Raw genomic sequence first — 17,278 nt, forward strand, 5'->3', positions numbered from 1 at the left:
AAATCTCTGGTTTATTGCAGAAGATCTTCAATTGCAAAAAATGCTCATTTCATGATCTATCCTTTCCCATCTGTAACCCGCAAAGCAAGGATAGAATGATTAAATATTCACCCTTTGCAGCACCGCTGTTCTTACTATTGTTGTTTGCTGCAGTGTGTATGGCCGAACCTTTGACAGGACGTTTTATTGTCGCGTTTGAGGAGAATACAGGTTCTCAAAAGCAGATCTTTTCTGTAAAGCCTGACCAGCTGAGGTTACCGGGCCCGTCAGAGTTGATTTCGTGGCCAGGGCTTTATGCCACGAACCTTCTGATTGTTTATGAACTGATCCTGACTGCCGGGGCCACCACTATAATGCACGGCTCGGGACATGAGCAGCAACAACGTCAGCCAACAGAATCATCCCGCCATCAAGTCCCAAAAACCACCACCCGTGCTACAGGCTTCGTCTCCAGTCTCCTGAATTCTGAATCTGCTGACGGTAACGGAGACCCACAACAACACACACATACTTTGGGCTTAAATTGTTTCGTCTATCCCTGTCATGGCGCCTGTAGATTAAGATCAGATAAAACCCGGCCCACCGGGCAAGTAATCTGTAACCTGATAGAAGTCGATGAAGATGGCCAGCTGCGCCAATGTGGGAAGTTCTACAAGAATGCCAAGGCCCTCTGGACTCACAAAAAAAGATACCACACCGAACAACAAAGCTGTGACGCGACTGTGACCGGGCAGAATGAGCAACCGCAGCCTTGCCGGGTGGTCTGCAAGAATGCTGGAGCCCTGGCGTCTCACAAAAGCAGCTTCCACACTGGACAAAAAACCTGTCAATTAACATCGGTCGGCACTGATGGCCAGCAGCTGCCATGCGAGAAAGTCTGCAAGACTGCTAAAGCCCTGACGGATCACAGAATAAGACACCACTCCGGGCAAAAAACCTGTAACCTGACGTTGGTCAGGAAGGATGGTCAGCAGCGGACATGCGGAATGGTCTGCAAGAGTAATAAAGCCTTCTCGGATCACAAAAGAAGATACCACACCGGACAACAAACCTGTGAAGTAACCGTGATTGGGCAGGATGGTCAGCCCCAGCCATGCAGGAAAGTCTGCAAGAATGCTATAGCCCTTTCGACTCACAAGAGAAGATACCACAGCAGGCAAAAAACCTGTGACTCAATGATGTTCCGGGAGGATGGCCAACAGCGGCCATGTGGAACCATCTGCAAAAATGCTCAGGCCCGGGTGCATCGCAGGGGCAGAGACCTCAACGGGCAACAAACCTGTCAAATGACTGTGATCGGGAAGGATGGCCAGCAGCGGACATGCGGAAAGGTCTGCAAAAACGCTCAAACCTTCTCAGAGCACAAAAGCAATTACCATACCGGACAAAAAACCTGTGACCTAACCGTGATTGGGGAGGATGGCCAGCAGCGGCCATGCGGGATAATCTGCAAGAATGCTAAATCCTTGTCGGATCACAAAAGAAGATGCCACACCGGGCAACAAACCTGTGACGCGACCCTGGTCGGTCAGGATGGCCAACCGCGATCGTGCGGAACGGTCTGCCAAAATGCCAGAGCCTTTTCGGATCACAAAAGAAGATACCACACCGAACAACAAAACTGTGACGCCACTGTGATCGGGCAGAATGGCCAGCCACAGCCTTGCGGGGCAGTCTGCAAGAATGCGGTAGCCCTAACAAGCCACAAAAGCAGCTTCCACACTGGACAACGAACCTGTCACTTAACATGGGTCGGGGAGAATGGCCAACAGCGGCCATGCGGATTGGTTTGCATTAATGCCAGAGCCCTGGCTAACCACAAAAGAACGCATCGTAAGCGCAAGTCTGTTTATGTGGATCAGGATGATGATCCTCAGCCCTCGAAAAAGTAAAGCAAGAAAGCAATGATCTCTAACAGAAACTATAAATCTTCCTTAACGCTCAAGCATTGTGGTTTCACAAAAAAAAAGACCACACCGGGGAACAAACCTGTAACTCGATGGTGGTCACGAAGGATGGCCAGCGGCGACGATGCGGGAAGGTCTACCGGAATCTTAAATCCCTGTCTGAGCACAAAAGTAGATATCATCGAAAACGCAAGCCTGTTGATCTGGAGCAGCACGATGACCACAGCCCTTCAAAAGGTAAAGTAAGTAACGATATTTAACAGGAGGCTTTTGACAGAAAAACACGCTTATTTTTTTGATCTATCCTTCCTCTCTGTAGACCGGAACTCAAGGATAGAATGATTAAACACTCACTTTTTGTGGCATCGCTGTTACTACTACATTCCCTGTCTGCCACCGCTCAAGCCGATCCGTTGACAAGACGCTTTATGGTCGAGTTTCAACAGGATTCAGGTTTTCCAAACCAAAGCTTTCCATTAAACAAAGACCAGAGATTATCGGGTAACCCGTCAGTCAATGCCGAAACAAGCCGCCATACAGGACAAGTTTTACCATCTTATTATAAACGACAAAAATATTATGAGGTAAAAGCAACCTTGATTGGGTCGATTTCCCGGCAGTTGCTTTACGCCACGAATCTACTGGTTGCCCTCGAAGTGATCCTGACCTCCAGAGATGCCCTTCTGAGCTCTGCCCCTTATTCGTGGCTACCAGTAGAAACGGTTGTCGCTTTCGGCTGGATTTTAAAAAGCTATTGGAACCCGGATTCATTGCTGCTTAATCTGATTCGACAACAAGAGATAAGTCAGGATCACCCGTTTGTGATTACCACTATGATGCCTGGCTCTGGAAATAACCAACAACAAGGTCAGCCTTCAGGATCATCGGGTCTGCAGGCCCCCGCAGCAGCCCCCAGCCATCCGATAGGCTATTTCACCAGCCTTCTGTATTCCGACTCTGGCGAAGATAACGAGAACCCTCAACAACAGCAACATACTCTTGGTTTAGATTGTTTCGTCCATCCCTGTTATGGCGTTTGTAAATTTCGATCGCCTGTTGAAGGCTTGACAAACCTTACAAAAGCAACACCCAAACAAAATTCATCTACCTATTTGGCCAATAGACACTACTATCTTTGCATCAGTCATTCTGATCCTGTAAAAGAAACATCGAATGATTCCCCTGACATTCGACTCCAATGTTTTTCTGGCGAACTATCTCAGGCACTTCACATTGATGGCAACCCGGCCAATAGCTGCAACCTTGAAGGAGTCGCCCCGGACTCAACGGGTGCAGGCACAACCGATATAAGGGCTCCAGCCGAACAAGCAACCTGCAACGCGGTAGTGGTCGCGGAAGATGACCATCTGCGGCAATTCGGGAAAGCCTTTCAAAGTACTCAAGCACTGTCGAATCAGAAAAGAAGAATCCATACAAGGCAAAAAAACTGTGAGGTGACTGCGGTCGGGGAGAGTGGCGAACAACAACCATGCGGGGTGGTTTGCAAAAACGACAAATCTCCGACGTCTCATAAAAGCAAATACCATTGTGGGCCAAAAACCTGTAACGTCGCTGTGGTTGGAAATGATGGTCAGCAGCGGCCATGCGGGAAAGTCTGCAGGAACCCTGTTTTCCTGTCGGATCACAAAGGCAGATGCCACACCGGACGAAAAACCTGTGATGAAATAGAGGTCACGGAAGATGGTCAGCAGCGGCCATGCGGGGCAGTTTGCCAGAATTTTAGAGCCCTTTCGACTCATAAATCCAGATACCACACCGGGGAAAAAACCTGTGGCGCAACAGTGATTGGGAAAGATGGCCGACAACAGCCATGCGGGAGAGTCTGCAAAAATGCTTTAGCCCTTTCGAGTCACAAAATAAGGAATCATAGCGGGCAAAAAACCTGTAACCTAACAGTGGTCGGAGAGAATGGTCAGCAACGGCCATGTGGGAAGATCTGCAATAGTGCTGGAACCCTGTCGGATCACAAAAAAAGAAACCACAGCCTACAAAGAACCTGTGACGTGAAGATTGTTGGAGAACATGGCCAGCCTCAGCCATGCGGGATGGTCTGCAAGAATTCTTATACCATCTGGGCTCACAAAAACAGAGTCCACGGTGGGAAGCAAACCTGCGACGTGATCATGGCTGAAAAAGACGCCCAGCAGAGGCCGTGCGGAAAGGTCTTTAAGAATAATCTGACCCTTTCTGATCACAAAAGAAAATATCATCTAAAACGCAAATCTGTCGATGTGGACCAGGATGATGACCTCAGTCCTCCAAATGGTAAAGTGAGTAAGTAACGATCTTTAACAGGACGGTAACCTCAGCCTTCCAGAAGCTAGAATTAATTAGCGATCTTAAAGAGAAGATTTTTGAAAGAAAAACACACTTATTATTTTGATCTATCCTTCTTTTCTGTAAACCAGAATGCAGGGATAGAATTATTAAACACTCAATCTTTGCGGGGCTGCTGTTGCTGCTCTCTGACGTCTGCCAGGCCGAACCGTTGACATTGGGTTTTATTGTCGAGCTTCAACAGGATACAAGTTTTTCAAACCAGAGCTTTTCGATAACAACACACCGGCGCACATTGCCGGGTGATCTGCCAGACATTGCAGATAAAACCAACCATTCAGAAAAGAAACTGCCACCTGAAGTCAAACGACACAAACCTTACAGTTACGGTATTAGAGCAGCAATTATTGAGTCGATATCCTGGCAGTTGCTCTACGCTGCGAACCTGCTGGCTGCCCGTGAACTGACCCTGACCACCAAAGGCATGCCTGTGGACGCCACCTCCCATTCATGGCTGCCGGTAGAAGCGGTTGTCGTTGTCGGTTGGCTTTTAAAAAGTTATTGGAACCCCGATTCACCGATGTTTAATCAGATTGAACAACAAGAGATGACATCTATGTTGGCACGGTGGGATCAGCCGATTGTGATCACCACTATGATGGAAGGCTCTGGAAACAACCAACCGCAGGGCCAGCTATCAGAGTCATCTGGCCAACAAGCCTCTCAAGCCACCAGTCAACCTGCAAGCTCTTTTTTCGACCCTCAATATTCTGGCTATGGCAACGGCTCCGGAGACCCTCAACAATACTTACACACTCTGGGTTTAGATTGTTTCGTCCATCCCTGTCATGGCGTTTGCGAATTTCGGCCATCTTATGAAAACGTGGACCCCGTTCAAAGGTCGCTGAATGTTGAAGAAAGTCTGGTAAACCATACAGGAGCAACACACTGGGAAAACTCATGCCCCCATTTGGCCAATAGTCACTGCTATCGTTGCATCAGACATTCTGATAATGCAAAAGAAACATCGAATGATCCTCCTGACATTCAACTCCAATGGGCTTTTGGCCAACTATTTCAACCAAATGGCATTGATAGCAATTTTGCATATAGCTGTAATCTGATAGTGGTCGGGCGTGGTGGCCAGTCGCGACTTTGCGGAAAAGTCTTCAGAAGTACACAAGCCTTGTTGGGACACGCAGGCAGAGTCCATTCCGGGAAAAAAATCTGTGACTTAACCCTAATCGGGGAGGATGGCCAAAAGCAACCGTGCGGGAAGGTCTTCAAGAATGCCAAAACCCTGTCGGAGCACAAAAGAGGCATTCACAGCAAGCAAATGACCTGTAACAAGACAGTAACCGGGGAGGATAACCAGCCACGGACATGCGGGAAAGTCTGTAAGAATACTAAAGCCCTGTCCAATCACAAAAGACAGGACCACTCCGGGCAACAAACCTGTAACGTTATGATGGTCGGGGAGGATGGGCAACAACGGCCATGTAGACAGATTTGCAAGAATAGCCGAGCCCTTTGCGATCACAAAAGAAGCACCCACACCGGGCAACAAACCTGCGACTTTATAATACTCAGAGAGGACAGCCAACCACGACTATGTGGAACGATCTGCAGGAGTGCCGAAAGCCTGTCGGAACACAAAAGAAATGAGCACACCGTGCAACAAACCTGTGACGTCGTAATGGTAACAGAGGATGGCCAGCGGCGGCCATGCGGGAAGGTCTACAAGAATAAACGGATCCTCTGGCATCACAAAAAATACTCCCACACCGGGCAACAAATCTGTGACTTCATGGTGGTCGGGGAGGATGGTCAAACACACCCATGCGGAAAAGTCTGCTGGAATGCTAAAATCCTGCACGACCACAAAAGAAACGCCCACAGGCAAAAAATCTGTGACCTTATGGTGGTCGGGCAGGACGGCCAACAGCGGCCATGCGCGACTCTCTTCGAGAATAAAAAAGCTTTGTTGTGCCACAAAAGAAACGTCCACAACGTGAAACAAAACTGTGACGTAACCGTGGTCGGAATGAATGGCCAACCCCGGCCATGCGGAAAGGTCTGCAAGAGTATTCAAGCCCTGTCATGTCACAAAAGCAGATACCATAGCGGACAACAAACCTGCAACGCTATATTGGTCGGCGAGGATGGCCAACAGCAGCCATGTGGAAAGGTTTACAAGAATGTCAGAGCTCTGTCTGAGCACAAAAGAATACATCGAAAACGCAAACCTGTTGATGCGGACCACAAAGACGGTCTCAGCCCTCCGTAAGGTAATGTGAATAAGTAACGACCTTTAGCAGAAGGTTTTTTGACAGAAAAACACGCTTGCTTTCTTGATCTATCCTTCCTCTCTGTATATTTAGAGGCAAGGATAAAATCATTAAATACTCACTCTTTGCAACACCCCTGCTGCTACTTTCGCTGACTGTCGCCTGACAGGCCGAAGCGTTGACCAGACGTTTTATTGTCGAGCTTCAACAGGATGCAGTTTTTTTCAAACCAGAGTTTTTCTATAAAAACAGACCAGCGTTCGTTGTCGTATAATCAGTCAGACATTGCCGACAAAAATGGCTTTATAACTATCAACAAGCTTATCATGCTGACCGGTCATATCCTGACATGTGGTCAGTAAATGGTTGTACTTGCAGCCCCAAAGTCATTTTTTTCACAAGTAGTCGAGTTCACATATTTGGCATGATGATTCACGGTATCATCTTAAAGCGGGTGAGTAGGGTTTAAGCTCTTCGTCATCAAAAAGTTTACACTGTGGTTTTGTATCTTCTGTCTTCACTGTCAGTGTGCACATCAGCTGATAGTACAAAGGCGCATCGTCATTAACCCGGTTGACTGCAAGTGTGAGATCAGCTCTCTGACCGATCAATTGATGAATGGCCTTCGCCAGATATCGTGGGCAGTAACCAACAATCTCGGGTGTCTCGCTGGTGCGAATAGCGATCGCCTGGTGATCTGCCGGGTTCTGAATATCCTGCATCAGTAGAAGCGGATCGCCGGATTGCAGGGTTTTGATACGGGCTCGGGCGGAGTCCGTAACGTAGCGTACGCCGTGAACAAAAAAGTCGAATTCAAAGGAGCCCGATGTATCCTGCTGCACTTCAGGAAAGACCTGCAAATTATCAGTACTTTTAGTACCACCGGTTTTGGCCAGGATAAGCAGTGGGCAATTTTGTCCCTCCAGGCCCAGCCAGGATAATAAAAGCTTATATTCAGGCCGACGTTCTGATAACAGGCGATTGGCAAACAGGGGGAACAACCGTTCAGACCGATAAACCTTGGTTAAATCCTCCATGCCGGTAAACGGTGTAAACCGTTCACTATAGCCAGCTCCCCGAGTGTATTGAAACTGGTAATGATCGCCATTCCGAGTCAACTTGCCCACCGGGTGCCACTCTCTTTTTAACGGGTCCTGCCAGGCTAAAAATACGCTGTTTAACGATGTGTGCATAGTAGACTCCTTCTATTTTCTAAAATCATTTGTTCAGCAAATTGAATGGCTATGGGGGTTGTTACCTCCTCTGGTATCCGCTGTAGTAGCTGACCTATTTCAGCCTCGGACAGCAAGCTGAGTTTTTTCAGCCAGAAGCCTGCAGCCCGGGGCTGCATTTCTTTGGCAATAATAAAAGCATCCATGGTTTTCAATGGTTTGTTGTCGGCTTTGGACCTATAGAGCGCACAACTGGCTTTCCTGACGTATGCCGCAACGGAAAACCCCCGGTCCTTTGTGGACAGGCGTTTCTGCCGGGTATCATCCCGCTCTGTGCAGCCAAGGCTGGAAGCGTGATCATAAGTTGGGCAAAGGTACTTTTTACCGCTGGCATCGTCCAGTAAAACCGCCCAGTTTTCATGGTGCCGATCCTGATTGCTGATCAGTGCATCCAGCATAAGGTAGCCGGTAAACACGCCAGCAGCATCCATAAACTCGGGGAATTTCTCCTTAAAGGGCGGAAGAATACCACTTTTTGCGGTTTCAAGAATACCCATTACCCGTGCCACCGTATGTTCTCTGACCCGGACAAACCGTTGTTGTTCATCGCCGGGATAGGTGTTATCAGTGGACATTAACAGCTGGTTACCCAAAGTCATCCGCCAACGGGTACGATCAGTAATAATGCTTGGGCTGGTGACACCAATATTGCCCTGAAAGCGGGCCATCTCATAGGTGGCGTGGAGAATACCCAACTGCACGCAAAGTTGCTCTGCCACCTTTTCCGACCAGTGCTCCCCGGTTAACGGGCGTGACTTTTTAAACAGCCATTTCTGTTTCTGCCAGGTATACCAGGATTTCTCCTTGGTGCCGAGATCCTCCGGCGAGTCCATCTCCTCCCTGATATCGATGATTTTATAGGGTGTTGTCATGCCGGGTTTCCTGGCTTTCTTGGGTTATTTAACGGTGACCTGGCCGTTCATTAGCATGGGAAGTAGCCACTCCGGGCACCAAACCTGCAAGGTTATAATACTCGGGAAGGACAGCCAACCACGACCATGCGGAATAGTCTGCAAGAATGTTCGAGCCCTGTTATGCCACAAAAGCAAATACCACACCGGGCAACAAACTTGTGATGTGACCCTGGTCCGGGAGGATGGACAGCCGCAGCAATGTGGAAAGGTTTGCAAGAATGCAATTACCCTGTCCAGGCACAAAAAAACACATCAAAAACGCAAGCCCGTTGATACAAACCAGAAAGACGGTCTCAGCCCTCCATAAGGTAATGTGAATAAGTAACGACCCTTGGCAGAAGGTTTTTGAAAGATAATCACGCTTGCTTTCTTGATCTATCCTTCCTCTCTGTACAACCGGAGGCAAGGATAAAATCATTAAATACTCACTCTCTGCGACAACTCTGCTGCTACTTTTTCTGGCTGTCGCCTGTCAGTCCGAAACCTTGACCAGACGTTATGTTGTTGAGCTTCAACAGAATACAGCTTTTTCAAACCAGAGTTTTTCTATAAAGCCAGACCAGCGTTCACTGTCGGATAAACCGTCAGATATTGACGGCAAAAACGGCTTTAAAAGACCAGATTTACCCTCTGATAATAAACGACAAAGATTTCTCAATTACGAAGTAAAAACAACCCTCATTGAATCGATTTCCTGGCAGTTGCTTTACGCCTCGAATTTGCTGCTTGCTTTCGAACTGATCATGACCAGCAAAGCCCCCCCTCTGGGTGCTACTTATTCATGGCTCCCCGCAGAAGGCATTGTCACTGTCGGCTGGCTTTTGAAAAGCTATTGGAACCCCGACTCACTGCTGTTTAAACCGATTGAACAATCAGAAATGAGGTTGTCACAAGGGAATCAGCCTTTTGCAATCACTACTATGATGCACGGCTCCGGCTATGACCAACAACAACAACCACAACAACAAAGCCAGCTATCAGAATCATCTGGCCAACAGGCCCCGCAAGCCACCAGCCAACAAACAGGCGCTTTCACCAGCCCTCTGTTTTCTGGCACCGGTGACGGCTACGGAGACCCTCAACAAGACACACATACTTTAGGTTTAGATTGTTTCGTATACCCCTGTTATGGCGTTTGTGAATTCCGACCATCTTTCGAAAACACAGAGCCAGATGAAAGCTGGCTGAATTTTGAAGAAAGTCTGGCAAGCTATACAGAAGTAACACCCGGACAAAACCCATGCCCCCATGACTGTCTCTGCTTTCGTTGCATATGGCATTTTGATCCTGAAAATGAAAGATCAAATGATCCCTTTGCCATTGAACTCAAATGCACTTCTGGCCAACTATTTCAGTTAGATGGCATTGATGACAACCCGGTCAATACAACCGCCCCTGCAGAGCAAGTCACCTGTGACCTGACAATAGTCGGTAAGGATGGCCAGCTACGGAATTGCGAGAAAGTCTACAGGAGTATCAAAACCCTTTTGAATCACAAAGGAAAAGTCCACTCCGGTAAAAAAACCTGTCTCGTGCCGGTAGTCGGGAAGGATGGCCGACTGCGACCATGCGGGGAGGTCTCGAAAAATGCCGGTGCCCTGTCGAATCACAAAAGAAGGGCCCACAGTGGGCAGCAAACCTGTGAAGTCATAATGGTCACAGAGGATGGTCAGGAACGGCCATGCGGAAAGGTCTGCATGAATGCCAGCGCCCTGTCGAATCACAAAAAATGCGCCCACACCGGACAAAGAACCTGTGATATGACCGTGGTCGGGGAGGATGGTCAGCCGCAGACATGTGGGAAACTCTGCAAGAGTGCTCAATCCCTCTCGTGTCATAAATTCAGTCACCACACCGGGCAAAAAACCTGTGACGTAATCCTGATCGGAAAGGATGGCCAGCAGCGACCTTGCGGAAAGGTATACAAGAATGTCAGTGCTCTAAGGTATCACAAAAAAAACACTCACACCGGGCAAAAAACCTGTGATGTGATCGTGGCCGACGAGGATGGCCAACAGCAGCCATGTGGAAAAGTTTACAAGAATGCCAAAACACTGGCTATTCACAAAAGAACACATCGCAAACGCAAGCCTGTTGATACCAACCAGAAAGACGGTCACAGCCCTCCATAAGGTAAGTAACGCCCCTTAGCAGAAGGTTTTTTAACAGAAAAACACGCCTGCTTTCTTGATCTATCCTTCCTCTCTGTATATCCGGAAGCAAGGATAAAATCATTAAATACTTACTCTTTGCGACAGCTCTGCTGCTACTTCTGCTGACTGTCGCCTGTCAGGCCGAAACCTTGACCAGACGCTATGTCGTCGAGCTTCAACAGGATGCAGCTTTTTCAAAGCAGAGTTTTTCCATAAATCAAGACCAACGTGCATTGTCGGATAACCCGTCAGATATTACCGATAAAAATGGCTTTAAAAGATCAGATTTACCCTCTGATTATAAACGACAAAGTTTTTTCAGTTACGAAGTAAAAGCAACCCTCATTGAGTCGATTTCCCGGCAGTTGCTTTACGCCACGAATTTGTTGCTTGTCTTCGAACTGATCATGACCAGCAAAGCCTCTTCTGTGGGTGCCCGTGCTTATTCATGGCCACCAATAGAAGGGATTGTCACTGTCGGCTGGCTTTTGGAAAGCTATTGGAACCCCGACCCGGCACTGTTTAAACCGATTGAACAATCAGAAATGAGGTTGACACAGGGGAATCAGCCTTTTGCAATCACCACTATGATGCACGGCTCCGGATATGACCAACAACAATCACAACAACAAAGCCAGCTATCAGAGTCATCTGGCCAACAAGCCCCGCAAGCCACCAGCCAACAAACAGGCTCTTTCACCGACCCTCTGTCTTCTGGCTCCGGTGACGGCTACGCAGACCCTCAACAACACGCACATACTTTGGGTTTAGATTGTTTCGTCCACCCCTGTCATGGCATTTGTAAATTCCGACCATCTTTCGAAAACATGGGGCCAGATGAAAGGTCGCTGAATTTTGAAGAAAGTCTGGCAAGCCTATCAGGAGCAGTACCTGGGCAAAACTCATGCCCCCATAATTGTCTCTGCTATCGTTGCATCTGGCATTCTGATCCTGCAAATGAAACATCAAATGACCCCTTTGCTATTCAACTCCAATGGGCTTCTGACCATCTATTTCAGGTATATGGTATTGATGACAACCCGGTCAATACAACCGCCCCTGCAGAGCAAGTCAGCTGTAACCGGACAATGGTCGATGAGGATCGCCAGTTACGGTGTTGCGAGAGAGTCTACAAGAGTGTTCAATCCCTTTTGAATCACCAAAGAAAAATCCACACTGGCAAAAAAACCTGTCTCGCACCCGTGTTCGGAGAGGATGGCCGACTGCGACCATGCGGGGAGGTCTGGAAAAATGCCAGTGCCCTGTCGGGCCACAAAAGAAAAATGCACACTGGGCAGCAAATCTGTGAAGTAATCGTGGTCGGAGAGGATGGTATAACGCAACCATGCGGGAGAGTCTGCAAGAATGCCATTATCCTCTCAGATCATAAAAAAAGAAAGCACATGGGGCAAAGAATCTGCACTATGATCCTTGCCGATGAGGATAGCCAGCAGCGGCTATGCGGGAAGGTGTGCATGAATGTCCACGCTCTACGGTATCACGAAAGAAGCGCTCACACCGGGCAACAAACCTGTAACGTTATGATGCTCGGAGAGGATGGCCAGCAAAGGCCATGCACGCTGATCTGCAAGAATGTTGGAGCCCTGACGAATCACAGAAACAGATACCACTCCGGGCAACAAACCTGTAAAGTAACCGAGACAGGAGAAGATGGCCAACCTCGAGCATGCGGCAAGGTCTTCAAAAATGTCAGCGCCCTGGGGTATCACAAAAAAAGCGCCCACACCGGGCAACAAACCTGTGACTTTATGATGGTTGGGGAGGATGGTGAGCGACGGCCATGCGCGAAGGTTTGCAAGAATACCATAGCCCTTTATGATCACAAAAGAGGTACCCACACCGGGCAACAAACCTGTGACGTTATGATGGTTGGGAAGGATGGCGAGCGAAGGCCATGCGGAAAGGTTTGCAAAAATATCCAAGCTCTTGGTGATCATAAAAGAAGCGAGCACACCGGGCAAAAAACCTGTGATGTGATAGTAGCCGATGAGGATGGCCAGCAACGACCGTGCGGGAAGGTCTACAAGAATAGACATGTCCTCTGGGATCACAAAAAAAACGCCCACACCGGGCAAAAAACCTGTGATGTGACCGTGGCCGATGAGGATGGCCAACAGCGCCTGTGTGGAAAGGTTTACAAGAATGCCAAAACACTGTCTGTGCACAAAAGAACACATCGCAAACGCAAGCCTGTTGATACGAACCAGAAAGACGGCCTCAGCCCTCCATAAGGTAATGTGAATAAGCAACGACCTTAAGCAGAAGGTTTTTTCTTGATCTATCCTTCCTCTCTGTATAGAAGGTGTCACGAAACTCCAACAAATCGTTCCCACGCTGCGACCCACAGGGCCTGAGAGCATGGAAACCAGAGTTTTGCGACCCGCTCTATATCCGGAGGCAAGGATAAGATCATTAAATACTCACTCTTCGCGGCACCTCTGTTGCTACTTTTGCTGACTGTCGCCTGTCGGGCCGAAACCTTGACCGGACGCTATATTGTCGAGCTTCAACAGGATGCAGCTTTTTCAAACCAGAGTTTTTCTTTAAAGCAAGACCAACGTGCATTGTCGGATAACCCGTCAGATATTACCGAAAAAAACGGCTTTAAAAGACCAGATTTACCCTCTGATGATAAACGACAAAGATTTTTCAGTTACGAAGTAAAAACAACCTTCATTGAATCGATCTCATGGCAGTTGCTTTATGCCACGAATTTACTGGTTACCTTCGAACTGATCATGACCAGCAAAACCCACCCTCCGGGTTCTACCTCTTATTCATGCTCACCAGTAGAAGGGATTGTCACTGTCGGCTGGCTTTTGAAAAACTATTGGAACCCCGACTCATCGTTTTTTAAACCGATTAAACAATCAGGAGTGAGGTTGGCACGGGGGAATGAGCCCATTGCAATCACTACTATGATGCACGGCTCCGGATATAACCAACAACAACCACAACAACAAAGCCAGCTATCAGAGTCATCTGGCCAACAAGCACCACAAGCCATCAGCCAACAAACAGGCTCTTTCACCAGCCCTCTGTATTCTGGCTTTGGTGACGGCTTCGGAGACCCTCAACAACAAGCACATACTTTAGGTTTAGATTGTTTCGTCCACCCCTGTTATGGCATTTGTATATTCCGATCATCTTTCGAAAACATGGGGCCAGATGAAAGGTCACTGAATTCTGAAGAAAGTCTGGCAAGACTTACAGAAGCAAAACCCGGACAAAACTCATGCCCCCATAATTGTCTCTGCTATGGTTGCATCTGGAATTTTGATCCTGCAAATGAAACATCAAGTGATCCCTCTATCATTGAACTCCAATGGGCTTCTGGCGACCAATTTCAGGTACATGGCATTGATGACAAACCGGTCAATACAACCGCCGCTTTGGAACAAGTCAGCTGTCACCTGACAATGGTCGATGAGGATGGCGAGCTTCGCAATTGCGAGAAAGTCTACAAGAGTGTTGCATCCCTTTTGAATCACCAAAGAAAAATCCACACCGGCAAAAAAACCTGTCTCGCGACCGTAGTCGAGAAGGATGGTCGGCTGCGACCATGCGGGGAAGTCTGCAAAAATGCCAGTAACCTGTCGAATCACAGAAGAAGGGTCCACAGCGGGCAACAAACCTGCAACTTTACAGTGGTCGAAGAGGACGGCCAGCAGCGACCTTGCGGAACGGTCTGGAAAAATGCCGGTGCCCTGTCGAATCACAAGATAAGGACCCACACCGGGCAACAAACCTGTGACGTGACAGTGGTCGAAAAGGATGGCCAGCAGCGACCTTGCGGAACGGTCTGCAAGAGCACCAGAGCCTTGTCGTTTCACAAGCGTGGATACCACAGCGGGCAAAAAACCTGTGAAGTGATCGTGGTCGGCAAAGATGATAAACCGCAACCATGCGGGAGGGTATGCAAGAATTCCATCACCCTGTCGCATCACAAAAGAAACGCCCACACCGCTCAAAGAACCTGTGACCTGATCGTGGTCGGGAAAGATGGTCAGCCGCGGCCATGCGGAAAACTCTGCAAGAGTGCTCAATCTTTCTCGTGTCATAAATTTAACCAGCACACCGGGAAAAAAACCTGTAACCTGACCGTGGTCGAAGAGAATGACCAGCAGCGACCTTGCGGAACGGTCTGCAAGAACGCCAAAGCTTTATGGATTCACAAACTTGGATACCACAGCGAGCAAAAAACCTGTGATGTGATCGTGGTCGATGAGTATGGCCTGCAGCGGCCATGCGGGAAGGTCTACAAGAATGTCAGCGCTCTATGTGATCACAAAAGAAGGCCTCACACCGGGCTACAAGCCTGTGACGTTATGACGGTCGGGGAGGATGGCAAGCAATGGCCATGTGGAAGGGTTTACAAGAATGCCAAAGCCCTGTCTGTGCACAAAAGAATACACCGAAAGCGCAAGCCTGTTGCTGCGAACCAGAAAGACGCTGTCAGCCCTCCATAAGGTAAAGTGAATAAGCAAAAACCTTTAGCAGAAGGTTTTTGAAAGAAAAACACGCTTGCTTTCTTGATCTATCCTTCCTCTCTGTACACCCCGAGGCAAGGATAAAATCATTAAATACTCACTCTTAGCGGCTCCTCTGCTGCCACTTTTGCTGACTGTCGCCTGCCAGGCCGAAACCTTGACCAGACGCTTTATTGTCGAGATTCAACAGGATGCAATTTTTTCAAAACAGAGCTTTTCTATAAAGTCAAATAAACGCTTAATGTCGTATATTATATCGAATATCTCCGAAAGAAACTGTTTTAAAACACCAGATTTACCCTGTGATGATAAACGACAAAAATTTTTCAGTTACGAAATAAAAACAACCCTCATTGAGTCGATTTCCCGGCAGTTACTTTACGCCACGAATTTGCTGGTTGCCTTCGAGCTGATCATGACCAGCAAAGCCCCTCCTCTGAGTGCTACCTCTTATTCGTGGCTACCGATAGAAGGGGTTGTCACTGTCGGCTGGCTTTTGAAAAGCTATTGGAACCCCGACTCACCGCTGTTTCAACCGTTTGAACAATCAGAAATGAGGTTGACACAGGGGAATCAGCCCTTTGCGATCACTATTATGATGCACGGCTCCGGCTATAACCAACAACAACCACATCAACAAAGCCAGCTACGAGAATCATCTGGCCAACAAGCCCCACAAGCCAACAGCCGACCAACAAGTGCTTTCACCAACCCTCTGTCTTCTGGCTCCGGTGACGGCTTCGAAGACCCTCAACAACACGCACATACTTTGGGTATAGATTGTTTCGTTCACCCTTGTCATGGCGTTTGTAACTTCCGACCATCTTCCGAAAGCATAGGGTCAACTGAAAGGGTGCTGAAATCTGAAGAAAGTCTGACAAGCCCTGCAGGAGCAACAGCCGGACAAAACCTATGCCCCCATAATAGTCTCTGTCATCGTTGCATCAGGCATTCTGATTCTGCAAATGAAACATCAAATAATCTCTTTGCCATTCAACTCCAATTCACTTCTGGCCAACTGTTTCAGGGACATGGCATTGATGACAACCCGGTCAATACAACCGCTCCAGTGCCAGTCCCCTGTAACCTGACAATACTTGATGAGGATGGTCAGCTACGAAATTGCGAGAAAGTCTACAAGAGCGCTTTTTCCCTTTTGAATCACAAAAGAGCATACCACTCCGGTAAAAAAACCTGTCTCGCGCTCGTGGTCGGGAAGGATGGTCAGCTGCGACCATGCGGGAAGGTCTGCAAGAATGCCAGCACCCTTGGGTATCACAAAAGAAAGACGCACACCGGGCAACAAACCTGTGACGTCATAGTGGTCAAAGAGGATGGTCAGGAACGGCCATGCAGAAAGGTCTGCAAGAATGCCGACGCCCTGTCGAATCACAAAAAAAACGCCCACTCCGGGCAAAGAACCTGTGATGTAACCGTGGTCGATGAGAATGGTCAGCTGCGGCCTTGCGGGAAGGTCTTAAAGAATGCCGGTCTCCTGTCGAGTCACAAAAGAGACGCCCACACCGAGCAAGAAACTTGTGACGTGATCGTGGTCGGAGAGGGTCACCAGCAGCGACCATGCGGAAGGGTCTGCAAGAACGCCAAAGCCCTTTCATCTCACAAGACTGGATGCCACAGCGGGCAAAAAACCTGTGCAGTACTCGTGATCAGCAAGGATGGTAAACCACAATTGTGTGGGAGGGTCTTCAAGAATGCCTATATCCTGTCAGATCACAAACAAAGAAAGCACAGTGGGCAAAAAACCTGTGATGTGACCCTGGTCGGAAAGGATGGTCAGCCCCGGCCATGTGGAAAGGTTTTCAAGAATGCCAAAACCCTGTCTGTGCACAAAAGAATGCATCGAAAACGCAAGCCTGTTGATACAAACCAGAAAGACAGTCTCAGCCCTCCATAAGATAATGGGAAGTAACGACCTTTAACAGAAGGTTTCTGACAAAAAAACAGGCTTACTTTC

General features: G+C 48.2%; 11 protein-coding genes. 9 read left to right on the forward strand and 2 right to left on the reverse strand.

Features of this window, described 5'->3' with window-relative positions; translation table 11 throughout:
• Positions 1–95 precede the first annotated feature (95 nt).
• The 4 genes from ACO6V5_RS14210 to ACO6V5_RS14225 all read left to right on the forward strand — a co-directional run bounded on the left by ACO6V5_RS14210 (position 96) and on the right by ACO6V5_RS14225 (position 6,492).
• Complete coding sequence (locus ACO6V5_RS14210) at positions 96–1,892, forward strand: hypothetical protein (RefSeq protein WP_422140031.1); 1,797 nt, start codon at positions 96–98, stop codon at positions 1,890–1,892.
• A 56-nt stretch (positions 1,893–1,948) separates the two neighbouring features.
• Entirely contained in the window at positions 1,949–2,167 is a 219-nt protein-coding gene (locus tag ACO6V5_RS14215) for a hypothetical protein (protein WP_422132416.1), read from the forward strand.
• 78 nt (positions 2,168–2,245) lie between these two features.
• Positions 2,246–4,210 carry a hypothetical protein gene (locus ACO6V5_RS14220; RefSeq protein WP_422409186.1) on the forward strand — a complete coding sequence of 655 codons (1,965 nt, stop codon included), beginning with the start codon at positions 2,246–2,248 and terminating at the stop codon, positions 4,208–4,210.
• 173 nt (positions 4,211–4,383) lie between these two features.
• The gene (locus tag ACO6V5_RS14225; protein WP_422409188.1) at positions 4,384–6,492 is read left to right on the forward strand and encodes a hypothetical protein; all 2,109 of its coding nucleotides are present in this window, start codon (positions 4,384–4,386) and stop codon (positions 6,490–6,492) included.
• 441 nt (positions 6,493–6,933) lie between these two features.
• Here ACO6V5_RS14225 and ACO6V5_RS14230 read toward each other — a convergent pair whose 3' ends face one another.
• Positions 6,934–7,686 (reverse strand): HIRAN domain-containing protein, encoded by a 753-nt coding sequence (locus ACO6V5_RS14230; RefSeq protein WP_422409190.1) that lies wholly within the window; start codon positions 7,684–7,686, stop codon positions 6,934–6,936.
• Positions 7,671–8,597: a hypothetical protein gene (locus ACO6V5_RS14235; RefSeq protein ID WP_422409192.1), complete on the reverse strand. Its 927-nt coding sequence runs from the start codon at positions 8,595–8,597 to the stop codon at positions 7,671–7,673. The genes ACO6V5_RS14230 and ACO6V5_RS14235 overlap by 16 nt, the downstream gene beginning before the upstream one ends.
• Here ACO6V5_RS14235 and ACO6V5_RS14240 point away from each other — a divergent pair.
• The 5 genes from ACO6V5_RS14240 to ACO6V5_RS14260 all read left to right on the forward strand — a co-directional run bounded on the left by ACO6V5_RS14240 (position 8,596) and on the right by ACO6V5_RS14260 (position 17,218).
• A complete protein-coding gene (locus tag ACO6V5_RS14240; protein ID WP_422132411.1) occupies positions 8,596–8,946 on the forward strand; it encodes a hypothetical protein in 351 nt (116 codons plus the stop codon). The two genes, ACO6V5_RS14235 and ACO6V5_RS14240, sit on opposite strands and share 2 nt — an antisense overlap.
• Before the next feature lie 178 nt (positions 8,947–9,124).
• The gene (locus tag ACO6V5_RS14245; RefSeq protein ID WP_422132410.1) at positions 9,125–10,771 is read left to right on the forward strand and encodes a hypothetical protein; all 1,647 of its coding nucleotides are present in this window, start codon (positions 9,125–9,127) and stop codon (positions 10,769–10,771) included.
• A gap of 170 nt (positions 10,772–10,941) precedes the next feature.
• Complete coding sequence (locus ACO6V5_RS14250) at positions 10,942–13,044, forward strand: hypothetical protein (RefSeq protein ID WP_422409195.1); 2,103 nt, start codon at positions 10,942–10,944, stop codon at positions 13,042–13,044.
• Between the two features lie 210 nt (positions 13,045–13,254).
• Positions 13,255–15,282 (forward strand): hypothetical protein, encoded by a 2,028-nt coding sequence (locus tag ACO6V5_RS14255; RefSeq protein ID WP_422140025.1) that lies wholly within the window; start codon positions 13,255–13,257, stop codon positions 15,280–15,282.
• Between the two features lie 262 nt (positions 15,283–15,544).
• Positions 15,545–17,218 (forward strand): hypothetical protein, encoded by a 1,674-nt coding sequence (locus ACO6V5_RS14260; protein WP_422409197.1) that lies wholly within the window; start codon positions 15,545–15,547, stop codon positions 17,216–17,218.
• The last annotated feature ends 60 nt before the right edge of the window (positions 17,219–17,278 follow it).

The organism is Endozoicomonas sp. ALD068 (assembly GCF_049310145.1).
GTDB lineage: Bacteria > Pseudomonadota > Gammaproteobacteria > Pseudomonadales > Endozoicomonadaceae > Endozoicomonas_A.